Origin of the sequence: Streptomyces sp. PTY087I2 (genome assembly GCF_001687325.1) — a bacterium.
Taxonomy (GTDB): domain Bacteria; phylum Actinomycetota; class Actinomycetes; order Streptomycetales; family Streptomycetaceae; genus Streptomyces.
Map to the genome: position 1 here is coordinate 104,915 of NZ_LZRD01000010.1, position 12,156 is coordinate 117,070.

Below are 12,156 nucleotides of genomic sequence, written 5' to 3' on the forward strand. Positions count from 1 at the left end.
TGTACGCCGAAGGGCGCTTCCCGGCCGGGAAGCGCCCTTCGGCGTGTGTGCTGCGGGCGCTGCCGCGTCAGTGGGCCGCGGGCACGTCGTCGCCCGTGCCCTGCGCCGCCGCCTCGCCCTGTGCGCCCGGCTCGCCCTCGGCGGCCGCGCCGCCCGTCGCGCCCTCGGTCGCGGCGGGGGTCTCGCCGTTGCCGGTCGCTTCGCCGGACGGCGTCGGGCTCGGCTTCGGGGCGGGCGCCTCGGCCTGCGGGCTGGGGCCGAAGTCCTTGAAGAAGCCCTCGGCCGGGAAGACGCTCGCGCCGAGGCCGACGTCGCCGGTCCGGCTGAGCTTGAAGACGACCTGCTGAACGTCGCCGTTGCGCGCGGCCTCGCCGCTGTTCTCGATCACGGCAGCGGCGTTGCCCTTGCCGCCGATGATGACCTGGCCGCCGGCCGGGACCACGATGGGGCCCGTGCCGCCGGCCGCCTGGAGCTTCACCTCGACGTTGCTGCCGGGCAGCGTGATCGCCTCCAGCACCTCGCGCTCGGTGCCGTCGTTGAACAGCGTCGCGGCCACGACGGCGGGGCCGTCCGTGCCGGCGCCGGGCTGCGTGATCACGTTGACGTTCTGGACCTTGATGTTGCCCACCGAGGTGGCCGGGTTGTCCGGCCGGATCTTGAGCGTCTCGGCGTTGTTGCCCGCCGCACAGGCGGACAGGGAGAAGATCGAGAGCGCGGTGGCGGTGGCGGCGAGAGCGCCGTGTCGAAGGCTGCGGCTCACGGCGGCGGCAACTCCTTGAACGTTCGGACTGCGGGCTTCGGACGTCGGGCGCCGGTGTAAAGCCGCCCTAAGGGTGTGTCAGCGGCCTTAGGCTACCGAGCCGCCGTGCCCGCCCTGCACCCGACCCGCCTCTACGCGGTGTCTCGTCGGTGTCTCGTCGGTCGGGGGTGGGTCCTGGGCGGGACCTGGGCGGGTCCGGGGCGGCACCAGGGGGTTCTACCGGTCGGTAGGTCATGTGCCGTTCACATAATCCGCGTGATCAATTCTTCCGGGCGTTCCGCCGCTTCTTCGCCCCTTTTCCGCCGCGCGCCTTCTTCGCCTTCGCGTTCGGGGGCGGAAAGCGCCGTACGACGCTTGGCTTGATCAATTTCATTGCGGCCGGGCAGTTACGCCCGTACGAGTGAGCGATCACCGAACGGAGTAGGGAATGATCGCCATCTCGAAACCGACAAAACGGGACTTTCGCCCTCTTCTGTAGGGCTTCCGGGTCGTGTGACGTGGATGTTTCGCCCCGGGCGCACAGCGGCTCCGACCTGCGAATACCGTCCTCCGGATACCTTCCGCAGCACGTTCGTGTTGCTGTTGTCAAGCCCCGAGATATGCCCTGACCTGCGAAAACGCCATTCAGGAGAGTCGATTCTCGTGTTACTCTGGATAGCCACGGAAGGGGTACCTGTCACATGACGTTCAAGGTTGGCGACACCGTGGTCTATCCCCATCACGGGGCCGCGCTGATCGAGGCTATCGAAACTCGCCAGATCAAAGGCGTGGACAAGACCTACTTGGTGCTCAAGGTCGCCCAGGGCGACTTGACGGTCCGTGTGCCGGCGGACAATGCGGAGTTCGTAGGCGTGCGCGACGTGGTCGGGCAGGACGGGCTGGACCGGGTCTTCGAGGTGCTGCGCGCACCGTACGCCGAAGAGCCGACGAACTGGTCCCGGCGTTACAAGGCAAATCTCGAGAAGCTCGCCTCCGGCGATGTCATCAAGGTCGCGGAAGTCGTCCGTGACCTGTGGCGTCGGGAGCGCGAGCGCGGTCTCTCCGCCGGAGAGAAGCGCATGCTCGCCAAGGCCCGCCAGATCCTGGTGAGCGAGCTCGCCCTCGCGGAGAACACGAACGAGGACAAGGCCGAGGCCCTGCTCGACGAGGTCCTCGCGTCCTGAAACCGGATCACACCGGTCGTATGAATGTGCCGCGGTGCCCGCTGACCAGTCGTTTTCACACTGTGTCGTCGGGCGCTGCGGCATGTTCGGACCCGAATCCGCGTATCCCGAATCCGTGATCAACGATCAACGCGCATCCGTGGACACACGCACCGCGTCCGCGTACGCACGTACTGCGTGAGCGCCCGTCGCGACCTGTGCTCGACCGGGCGGGCGGTCACGGAAGGGGCCCGGTGCGAGTCAGGGCGTCACGCCCGGCTCGCTGGGCCCCTACCCATGTCGGTCGTGGAAACAAACCTGCCGAACCTTCGGAGTGCAATCGATGTCATCGACGCCACCCCCGACCGACCGGCCGCGCCCTCCCCGTACCGCCGCGGTGATCCCCGCGGCCGGGCGGGGCGTGCGGCTCGGTCCGGGCGCGCCCAAGGCCCTCCGGGCGCTCGGCGGGACGCCCATGCTGATTCACGCCATTCGCGCCATGGCCGCGTCCCGCGCCGTCTCCCTCGTCGTGGTCGTCGCCCCGCCGGACGGCGCGCCCGAGGTGAAGCGCCTCCTCGACGAGCACGCGCTGCCCGAGCGCACCGACTACCTGGTGGTGCCGGGCGGTGAGACCCGCCAGGAGTCCGTCCGCCTCGGCCTCGAAGCGCTGCCCGAGGACGTCGCCGTCGTCCTGGTCCACGACGCCGCCCGCCCGCTGGTGCCGGTTGACACCGTGGACGCGGTCGCCGCCGCCGTACGGGACGGGGCGCCCGCGGTCGTTCCCGCGCTGCCGCTCGCGGACACGGTCAAGGAGGTCGAGCCCGCCGCGAAGCCCGGGGAGCCGGAGCCGGTGCTCGCCACTCCCGTACGGGCCAGGCTGCGCGCGGTGCAGACGCCGCAGGGCTTCGACCGGGACACGCTGGAGCGGGCGCACGCCGAGGTCGCGGTCGACGGCGAGGGCGCCACGGACGACGCGGGCATGGTGGAACGCCTCGGCCGGCCCGTGGTCGTCGTCCCCGGCCACGAGGAGGCGTTCAAGGTGACCCGGCCGCTCGATCTCGTGCTGGCCGAAGCGGTACTCGCCCGGAGGAGGGCCAACGATGGTTTCTGACACGTCCGCGACCACCTCTGCGGCGGGGCCCGCCCCCGTCATCCCGCTCGTCGGCATCGGCACCGACATCCACGCCTTCGAGGAGGGCCGCGAGCTGTGGTGCGCGGGCCTGAAGTGGGAGGGCGAGGGCCCGGGCCTGGCCGGTCACTCGGACGCCGACGTCGTCGCGCACGCCGCCTGCAACGCGCTGTTCTCCGCCGCCGGCCTCGGCGACCTCGGGCAGCACTTCGGCACGGGCCGCCCCGAGTGGTCCGGGGCCGCGGGTATCACCCTGCTCACCGAGGCCGCCCGGATCGTCCGCGCCGAGGGCTTCGAGATCGGGAACGTCGCCGTCCAGGTCGTCGGCCTCCGCCCGAAGATCGGCAAGCGGCGGGACGAGGCGCAGAAGGTGCTGTCCGCCGCGGTCGGCGCCCCGGTCTCGCTCTCCGCCGCCACGTCCGACGGGCTCGGCTTCACCGGCCGCGGCGAGGGCATCGCGGGCATCGCCACCGCCCTGGTCTACCGGACGCGCTAGCCGTACGTCCCCGCCTGCTGCACATCACTTGCACGTACGCTGAAGGTGCAAGCGATGTGCAGTACGTGCGGTACGTAGTGCGAGGCAGGAGCGGCGGGAGTGGCACCGGTGACCAGTGCGACCACGGTGATGACGGGGGCGCCGGTCGACGGGGCCGGCCGGACCGGCGAAGGCAGCGGCCACGAGGACCCCCGCTACCTCCTGCGTACCGCCACCGCCGACGACCTCGGCGGCGCCCGCGCCGTGATGCTCGACACCGTCTACCGCGACCTGAAGTCCGGCTACGTACCCCGCTGGCACGCCGACATCATCGACCCCGAGGCCGCCTACCTCCGCCCGGAACGCTGCACCCTGCTCGTCGTCGAGCACCGCGGCGAGATCGTCGCCACCGGGGCCGTACGCGACCGGGGGCCGCAGGCGCCGCCCAATCCGCAGTGGGTCGCCGACCGCTTCCCCTCCGGGTCCACCGCGCAGCTCTGCCGGATCTATGTGCGCCCCGAGCACCGCAGGCACGGGCTCGCCCGGCAACTGGTGCGGGAGCTGGGGGAGTTCGCGGCGCGGGCGGGCGGCTACGCGGCCCTCTACCTGCACACCGACCCCGCCGTGCCGGGCGCCGAGCCCTTCTGGCGCTCGCTGGCCCGCGAGGTGTGCGACGAGCGGACACTGCCCGGGGGCGGGCAGGGGATCGTCCACTTCGAGCTGCCGATGCCGGTCCCGGGTGCGGCCCCGGTCCCGGTCCCGGGTGTGGTCGGTACCCCCGCCGGTTAGATGACAATCGTTTTCATATAGGGTCTCTCCCATGCTCACGCCCCGCCGTCTTCACCGCGCCGCCCTGCCGCTGGCCGCGACCGCGCTCCTCGCCACCGCCGCCACCGCCTGCACCTCCTCCGGAGGCTCCGGCTCCGGCGGCGATCAGCGGCTGAAGGTGGCCCTGGCCTTCCCGCCCGCCCAGGCCATGTCCCCGTACGGCGACGACGCCGTCATCCTGAGCCGGCTCGCCGTCGTCGAAGGGCTCACCCGGCTCGACAAGAACGGCGAGGCCAAGCCCGCGCTGGCCACGGCATGGAAGCGCGACGGCGAGACGGCCTGGGAGTTCACCGTCCGCCGGGGGACCGCCTTCCAGGACGGCACGAAGCTCGACGCCACCGCCGTGGCCCGCTCGCTCACCGCCGCGCAGAAGGCCTCCCCGAAGCCCCGGGTGCTCTCCGACACCACCCTCACCGCCACGGCCGAGGGCGCCGGCACCGTACGGATCACCACGAAGGACGCCGACCCGCTGCTGCCCCAGCGGCTCGCCAACCCCTCGCTGAGCATCCTGTCCGCCGCCGCGTACGGAAAGGGCGGCGCCCAGGTGAACCCCGCCGGGCACGCCACCGGACCCTTCACCCTCACCGAGGTCAACGGCGCGGTCAGCGCGACCCTGGAGCGCAACGACACCTACTGGGGCGCCAAGGCGAAGGCCCCCGGCGCCGACGTGAAGTTCGTCGCCGACGGCACCGCCCGCGCCAACGCCCTGCGCACCAAGGACGTCGACGTGGCCGAGTACGTCCCCATCTCGCAGGCCGCGCTGCTCGGCGACGGACTGGTCCACGAGTTCCCCTCCGCCCGCACCAACGGCCTCTCCCTCAACACCGAGCGCGGTGTCTTCGCCGATCCGGCGATGCGCGCCGCCGCCCGCGAGGCCATCGACTCCAAGGCGCTGGTCGACGGCGTCTACGAGGGCCGCGCCGACACCGCGCAGGGGCTGCTCGGCCCCGGCGTCCCCTGGGCCGCCGATCTGCGCACCGCCCCCACCGGCCGGGCGAAGGCCGCCGCCCCGGCCGAGGTGAGGAAGACGCAGCAGATCGTGCTCGCCACCTACACCAACCGGCCCGAGCTGCCCGAGGTCGCCACTGTTGTCCAGCAGCAGCTGGAGAAGCGCGGGTTCACCGTGAAGCAGGTCGTCCGCGACTACGCGCAGATGGAGGCCGACGCGCTCGCCGGGAAGTACGACGCGTTCATCCAGGCCCGCAACACCCTCCTGGACACCGCCGACCCGGTCTCCTACCTCGCCTCCGACTTCACCTGCGACGGCAGCTTCACCATCACCCAGCTCTGCGCCGAGCCCGTCGACACCGCCGTCGGCAAGGCCGCCGCCCTCGCCGACACCGACGCCCGGCACAAGGCCGAGATGACCGCCGAGGCCGCGATCCTCGGCACCGACGCCCTCGTCCCCCTCGTCCACGAACGCTTCGTCCAGGGATACGACGAGACCCGCGTCCGGGGCGTCGCCCTCGACCCGATGGAGCGCACCCTCATCACCGCCGACACCCGCATCGGGTGACCCCGTGAAGTACCTCGCCGGACGGCTCGGCACGCTGCTCGCCGTCGTCGCGGTGATCGGGCTGCTGCCCTGGCTGACCCGGACCGACCCGGCCCGCACGATCCTGCACGCCCGGTACGCCGACCGGGCCCCGACCCCCGAGACGCTCGCCGCGATCCGCGCCGAGACCGGACTCGACGGCGGGCCGCTCCACGTCCTGGGCGACTGGCTCGGCGGACTCGTACGCGGCGACCTCGGCACCTCCTGGGTCTCCGGCCAGCCCATCGCCCCCGACGTGGTCGCCGCCCTCGGCAACTCCCTCACCCTGATGGGCGTCTCGCTCGCCGTCGCCGTGCTCCTCGCCCTCGCCCTGAGCGCGGCCACCCTCCGGCGCGGGGCCGCGCGCCGGATCGTGCGCGTGCGCACCGGAGCGGGCGCGGCGGTGCTCGCCGCGCTGCCGGAGTTCCTCCTCGCCGCCGTCCTGGCCACCGTGTTCGCCGTGCACCTCGGCTGGTTCCCCGCGCTCGGCTGGGGCGCCCCCGACCAGCTCGTGCTGCCCGCCCTCGCCATGGGCGTACCCGCGGGGGCCCTGCTCGGCCGGCTGCTGGACGACGCCCTGCCCGGCGCGTTCGCCGAACCCTGGGCGAAGGCCGCCGCCGCGAGCGGCATACCCGGCCGGACCGTCGCCCGCCACGCCCTCCGCCGTACGCTGCCGGGCTTGCTGCCCCAGCTCGGCCTGGTCGCGGTCGGGCTGACCGGCGGGGCCGTCGCCGTCGAGACGCTGTACGCGATCCCCGGCCTCGGCGGTACGGCACTCGCCGCCGCCCTCGCCCAGGACCTGCCCGTCCTCCAGGCGGCCGTGCTGGTACTCCTGCTCCTCGGCGTCGCCGCGGGCCTCGCCTCCCGCCTCGCCGTCCGCGTCCTGCTCGGCCCCGCGCTCACCGACCGCGCCCTGCCCGCCCTCGTCGCACCCCGGCTGCCCGGCCGTCGCGGGCTCGCCGTCGCCGCCCTCGTCCTCGGCACCCTGCTCGTCGCGGTCACCGTCGCGGGCCTCCTGCGCGACCCGCTCCACGTCGACACCGCCGTCCGGCTCGCCGGCCCGTCCGCCGCGCACCCCTTCGGCACCGACAACCTCGGCCGCGACGTCCTGGCCCGCCTCGGCCACGGGGCCGCCCGCACCGCGCTCGCCGCCGTCGCCGTCGGAGCCGTCACCCTGGCTCTCGGGCTGCTCCTCGGAGCCGTACGCGCCGGGGCGCTCACCGAGACCGCGAACGCGCTCCCCGCCGTCCTCGCCGGACTCGTCGTCGCGGGCATCGCCGGACCCGGCCCCTGGGGCGCCGCCGCAGCCGTGGCCGCCGTCGCCTGGGCCCCGCTTGCCGCGCACACCGCCGCCCTGTACGCCCAGGAGAAGGCGGCCCCGCACCTCGCCGCAGCCGTCGCCCTCGGCGCGGACCGGGCCCACCTGCTGCGCCGCCACGTCCTGCCCGGGGTCCTGCCGCCGGTCGCCCGCCACGCCCTCCTCCGCATCCCGGCCGTCGCCCTGGCCCTGGCCTCCCTCGGCTTCCTCGGCCTCGGCACGCAGGCGCCCGCGCCGGAATGGGGCCGGATGCTGTCGGAGAACATGCCGTACGCGGAACGCGCCCCGTGGGCCGTCCTCGCCCCCGCCGCCGCGCTCGCCGTCCTCGGCGCGCTGGCCGTCCTCACCTCGGCGGCCGTACGCGGGCGCACGCCGACGGGCCTGAAGGGCTCGAAGTGACCCGGCCCGCCGAAGCCTCCGCCGAAGCCCCGGCCCCGGACGCCAAGGGGACGGAGAAGGCCCGCCGCCGCCCCCTGTTCGCGAGCGCGCCCACCCCCTACCTCCGGCTCCTCACCGCCACCCAGTTCGCCTTCAACATCGGCTTCTACGCCGTCCTGCCCTACCTGGCCACCCATCTCGGCAGCGGCCTCGGCATGGCGGGCTGGCTCGTCGGGCTCGTCCTCGGGCTGCGCACCTTCAGCCAGCAGGGCCTGTTCGTCGTCGGCGGCGCGCTCACCGACCGGTACGGGCCCCGCTCCGTCGTCCTGGCGGGCTGCGCGCTGCGGATCGCCGGGTTCGGCTGGCTCGGGTTCGCCGGATCCACGGCCACCGTCATCGCGGCCGTCCTCCTCATCGGCTTCGCCGCCGCGCTGTTCTCCCCGGCCGTCGAGTCCGAGGCCGCCCGCGAGGCCGTCCGGCACGAACGCGACACCGGCGAACCGCGCGCCCACGTCCTCGCCCTGTTCTCCGCCGCCGGGCAGGCCGGAGCGTTCCTCGGACCGCTGCTCGGCTCGCTGCTCCTGCTGCTGGGCGGCGGTTTCCGGGCCGCCTGCCTCGCCGGGGCGCTCGTCTTCGTCGGCGTACTGGCCGGACACGCCCGCCTGATGCCGCGCGCCGACGGCGTACGGAACCGGGACCGGGCCCCGGAAGCCGACCGCGTACGGAACCGGGAAGCCGAACCCGTACCGGAAGCCGACCGCGTACGGGAATGGGACCGGGACCGGACCCCCGGCACCCCCACCCGTACGGCTCAACCGGAGCCGTCCCCCTGGCGTGCGGTGTTCGCCAACCGGGCGTTCCTGCTGCTCTGCCTCGCGTACAGCAGCTATCTCGTCGCCTACAACCAGCTCTACCTCTCCCTCCCCGTCGAGGTGGAGCGGGCCACCGGGTCCCAGGCCGCGCTCGGCTGGCTCTTCGCCCTGTCCTCGCTGCTCGTCGTCGCCGCCCAGGTCCCCCTGACCCGCTGGTCCGCCCGCCGTGTCGCCCCGCGCACCGCGCTGGTCACCGGTCTCGCGGTCGTGGCCGCCGGGTTCGCCGCCGTACCGCTCACGCCCGGCGGGCCCGGCGGACTGCTGCCCGGTGCCGCGCTCGTCGTCCTGCTGACCCTGGGCCAGATGCTGCTGGTCCCCGCCGCCCGCGGCCTCGTCCCGGACCTGGTCGAGGACCGGCGGCTCGGCCTGGCCACCGGGGCGCTGTCCTCCGTCTCCGGGCTCGCCGTGCTCGGGGGCAGCGCGGCGACCGGCGCCCTGCTGGACGCGCCCGCGCCCGTGCGGTGGGCGGTCCTCGCGGCGGTCCCGCTGGCCGGGGCGGCGCTCGCGTTCACCCTTCCGGCGGGACGCGGCGGGAAGGAAGCGGGGCCGCGCGCGGTTGCCGGGTAGGAGCAGCATCGGAACACCGGACAGGTCCGGCCCACCCGCAGCGCACAGGAGGACGTACGCATGACCGCCGCACTCTCCACCGAGCTCAAGAACCTGCTCGACACCCCCGTGTTCGTCAACATCGCCACCATCCAGCCCGACGGCAGCCCCCAGGTCTCCCCGGTCTGGGTCAAGCGCGACGGCGACGACGTCCTCATCTCCACCACCGTCGGCCGCCGCAAGGAGAAGAACCTCCGCCGCGACCCGCGCGTCACCGTCGTCGTCCAGCCCTTCGACGCCCCGTACAGCTACGCCGAGATCCGCGGCGAGGCGACGCTGACGACGGACGGCGGGCAGGAGCTGATCGACGAGCTCTCGGTGAAGTACACCGGCAAGCCGTACGCCGAGTTCAACCCGAACTCCGGCGCCGACGACCCCCGTGTCGTCGTCCGGATCTCGCCGCGCAAGGTCGTCGGCAGCATCTGAGGCTCCGGGGACTCCGCCGACTCCCCTCGTATGGCCGGAAAACGCTCTCCGGGGTGTCCAGAACCATCCCGGTACCAGAAAGTTGTCCCCGCGATCCCCAAGGGTCGCGGGGCACTGGTGTCGGCCTACTACCCTTGAGGCGTGACTATTCGCCTGCACGACACCAGCGCCCGGCAGATCCGTGACTTCGTCCCGCTCACCGCGGGCTGTGTCTCGATCTACCTCTGTGGCGCCACCGTCCAGGCGGCACCGCACATCGGCCACATCCGCTCGGGCCTGAACTTCGACATCATGCGCCGCTGGTTCACGTACCGCGGTTACGACGTCACGTTCATCCGGAACGTCACCGACATCGACGACAAGATCATCGCGAAGTCCGCCGAACAGGGCCGCCCGTGGTGGTCGATCGGCTACGAGAACGAGCGCGCGTTCAACGACGGCTACGACGTGCTCGGCTGCCTGCCGCCCACCTACGAGCCCCGCGCCACCGGCCACATCCCCGAGATGATCGAGATGATGCGCGGCCTGATCGAGCGCGGCCACGCCTACGAGGCCGACGGCAACGTCTACTTCGACGTGCGCTCCCTCCCCGGCTACCTGGAGCTCTCCAACCAGGAGCTGGACGATCTGCGCCAGCCCTCCGGCGAGGGCGAGACCGGCAAGCGCGACCCGCGCGACTTCGCCATGTGGAAGGCCGTGAAGCCGGGCGAGCCCAGCTGGGAGACCCCGTGGGGCCGGGGCCGGCCCGGCTGGCACCTGGAGTGCTCGGCGATGGCCCACAAGTACCTGGGCGCCGCGTTCGACATCCACGGCGGCGGCATCGACCTGATCTTCCCGCACCACGAGAACGAGATCGCCCAGGCCAAGGCCTTCGGCGACACGTTCGCCAACTACTGGGTGCACAACGGCTGGGTCACCCTGGCCGGCGAGAAGATGTCGAAGTCGCTGGGCAACTCCGTCCTCGTCAGCGAGATGGTCAAGCACTGGCGCCCCATCGTCCTGCGCTACTACCTGGGCACCCCGCACTACCGGTCGATGATCGAGTACAGCGAGGAGGCCCTGCGCGAGGCCGAGTCCGCGTTCGCCCGGATCGAGGGCTTCGTCCAGCGCGTCACCGAGAAGGTGGGGGAGACCGTCGCCCCCGCCGCCGAGGTGCCGCCCGCCTTCGCCGAGGCGATGGACGAGGACCTGGGCGTCCCGCAGGCGCTGGCGATCATCCACACCACCGTCCGCCAGGGCAACAGCGCACTGGCCGCCGACGACAAGGAAGCCGCCGCGGCCCGCCTCGCCGAGGTCCGGGCCATGCTCGGCGTCCTCGGCCTGGACCCCCTCGACCCGCAGTGGGCGGGCGAGGGCGACCGCGGCGAGGATCTGCACGGCGTCGTCGACACCCTCGTGCGCCTCGTCCTCGACCAGCGGCAGTCGGCCCGCGCCCGCAAGGACTGGGCCGCCGCCGACGCCATCCGCGACCAGCTCAACCAGTCCGGCCTCGTCATCGAGGACAGCCCCACCGGCCCCCGGTGGACGCTGGGACCGCGCTGAGCGAACCTCTGAGCAGGGCAATGGTGCCGCCCGGCGATCCGGGCGGCACACTGATGAGACGTACACGATCCGCATCCGCGTGCGGATCGAGGATTTACAGGAACAGGTAGGTCATGGCCGGGAACAGCCAGCGCAGGAACCGCCGCACGTCCAACAAGAAGGGCGCGCAGGTCGGCAGCGGTGGCAAGCGACGCCGTGGCCTGGAGGGCAAGGGCCCGACCCCGCCCGCGTCCGCCCGCAAGGGACACAAGAAGAACCGGGTCGCCAACGCCCAGGCCAAGCAGGCCGCCGCCCGCCGCCCCGCGCCCCGGCGCGGCGGCGCCAAGGGCACCTCGGAGATGGTCGTCGGCCGCAACCCGGTCTACGAGGCCCTGCGCGACGGCGTCCCCGCCGTGACGCTGTACGTCCAGCAGTACATCGACAACGACGAGCGCGTCCGCGACGTGCTCAAGCTCGCCGGCGACCGCGGCACCATCAATCTGATGGAGGCCCCGCGCCCCGAGCTGGACCGGATGACGAACGGCCTGAACCACCAGGGCCTCGTCCTCCAGGTCCCGCCGTACGAGTACGCGCACCCGGACGACCTGCTCGCCGCCGCCGACGACAACCACGAGGACCCGCTGATCGTCGCCCTCGACGGCGTGACCGACCCGCGCAACCTCGGCGCCATCGTCCGCTCGGTCTCCGCGTTCGGCGGCCACGGCGTCGTCGTGCCCGAGCGCCGGGCGGCCGGCATGACCGCCGGAGCGTGGAAGTCCTCCGCCGGCACGGCGGCCCGCACCCCGGTCTCCCGGGTCACCAACCTCACCCGCGCCCTGGAGGGCTACCAGAAGGCGGGCCTCACGGTCGTCGGCCTGGCCGCCGACGGCGAGCACACGGTGGAGGACCTGGAGGAGCTGGACGGCCCGGTCGTCATCGTCATCGGCAGCGAGGGCAAGGGGCTGGGCCGGCTCGTCGGCGAGACCTGCGACTACCGGGTGCGGATCTCGATGCCGGGCGGCGCCGAGTCGCTCAACGCCGGTGTCGCGGCGGGCATCGTGCTGTACGAGGTGGCGCGCCGCCGGTCCTAGGACGCCCAGGACGCCTTGGACGTACGGCGTTCGCCCGTCGACAGGCCCGTCCGCCGGGTGAGCGCAGGCCCGCTCG

Annotated in this window: 11 protein-coding genes; 10 read left to right on the forward strand and 1 reads right to left on the reverse strand. The window is 73.3% G+C overall.

Features of this window, described 5'->3' with window-relative positions; all coding sequences use genetic code 11:
- Positions 1-67: 67 nt before the first annotated feature.
- Positions 68-760, reverse strand: coding sequence for a DUF461 domain-containing protein (locus tag A3Q37_RS13090; protein ID WP_065482870.1), 693 nt, complete (start codon positions 758-760; stop codon positions 68-70).
- A gap of 680 nt (positions 761-1,440) precedes the next feature.
- Here A3Q37_RS13090 and A3Q37_RS13095 point away from each other — a divergent pair.
- From A3Q37_RS13095 to rlmB, 10 genes are all read left to right on the forward strand, one after another.
- Positions 1,441-1,923, forward strand: a complete 483-nt coding sequence (locus tag A3Q37_RS13095; protein ID WP_003953493.1) for a CarD family transcriptional regulator — start codon at positions 1,441-1,443, stop codon at positions 1,921-1,923.
- A gap of 322 nt (positions 1,924-2,245) precedes the next feature.
- Entirely contained in the window at positions 2,246-3,013 is a 768-nt protein-coding gene (gene ispD, locus A3Q37_RS13100; RefSeq protein ID WP_065482873.1) for a 2-C-methyl-D-erythritol 4-phosphate cytidylyltransferase, read from the forward strand.
- Complete coding sequence (ispF, locus tag A3Q37_RS13105) at positions 3,003-3,527, forward strand: 2-C-methyl-D-erythritol 2,4-cyclodiphosphate synthase (RefSeq protein ID WP_065482876.1); 525 nt, start codon at positions 3,003-3,005, stop codon at positions 3,525-3,527. Before ispD ends, ispF begins: the two co-directional genes overlap by 11 nt.
- 129 nt (positions 3,528-3,656) lie before the next feature.
- Positions 3,657-4,295 carry a GNAT family N-acetyltransferase gene (locus A3Q37_RS13110; protein WP_065483342.1) on the forward strand — a complete coding sequence of 213 codons (639 nt, stop codon included), beginning with the start codon at positions 3,657-3,659 and terminating at the stop codon, positions 4,293-4,295.
- Positions 4,296-4,326: 31 nt separating this feature from the next.
- A complete protein-coding gene (locus A3Q37_RS13115; RefSeq protein WP_065482879.1) occupies positions 4,327-5,850 on the forward strand; it encodes an ABC transporter substrate-binding protein in 1,524 nt (507 codons plus the stop codon).
- Positions 5,851-5,854: 4 nt separating this feature from the next.
- Positions 5,855-7,585, forward strand: coding sequence for an ABC transporter permease subunit (locus A3Q37_RS13120; RefSeq protein ID WP_065482886.1), 1,731 nt, complete (start codon positions 5,855-5,857; stop codon positions 7,583-7,585).
- Complete coding sequence (locus A3Q37_RS13125) at positions 7,582-9,003, forward strand: MFS transporter (RefSeq protein ID WP_065482889.1); 1,422 nt, start codon at positions 7,582-7,584, stop codon at positions 9,001-9,003. Before A3Q37_RS13120 ends, A3Q37_RS13125 begins: the two co-directional genes overlap by 4 nt.
- Positions 9,004-9,063: 60 nt before the next feature.
- The gene (locus A3Q37_RS13130; RefSeq protein ID WP_010063550.1) at positions 9,064-9,468 is read left to right on the forward strand and encodes a PPOX class F420-dependent oxidoreductase; all 405 of its coding nucleotides are present in this window, start codon (positions 9,064-9,066) and stop codon (positions 9,466-9,468) included.
- 141 nt (positions 9,469-9,609) lie between these two features.
- Positions 9,610-11,010 carry a cysteine--tRNA ligase gene (gene cysS, locus A3Q37_RS13135; RefSeq protein WP_065482891.1) on the forward strand — a complete coding sequence of 467 codons (1,401 nt, stop codon included), beginning with the start codon at positions 9,610-9,612 and terminating at the stop codon, positions 11,008-11,010.
- Between the two features lie 113 nt (positions 11,011-11,123).
- Positions 11,124-12,080, forward strand: coding sequence for a 23S rRNA (guanosine(2251)-2'-O)-methyltransferase RlmB (rlmB, locus tag A3Q37_RS13140; protein WP_065482894.1), 957 nt, complete (start codon positions 11,124-11,126; stop codon positions 12,078-12,080).
- Positions 12,081-12,156 lie beyond the last annotated feature (76 nt).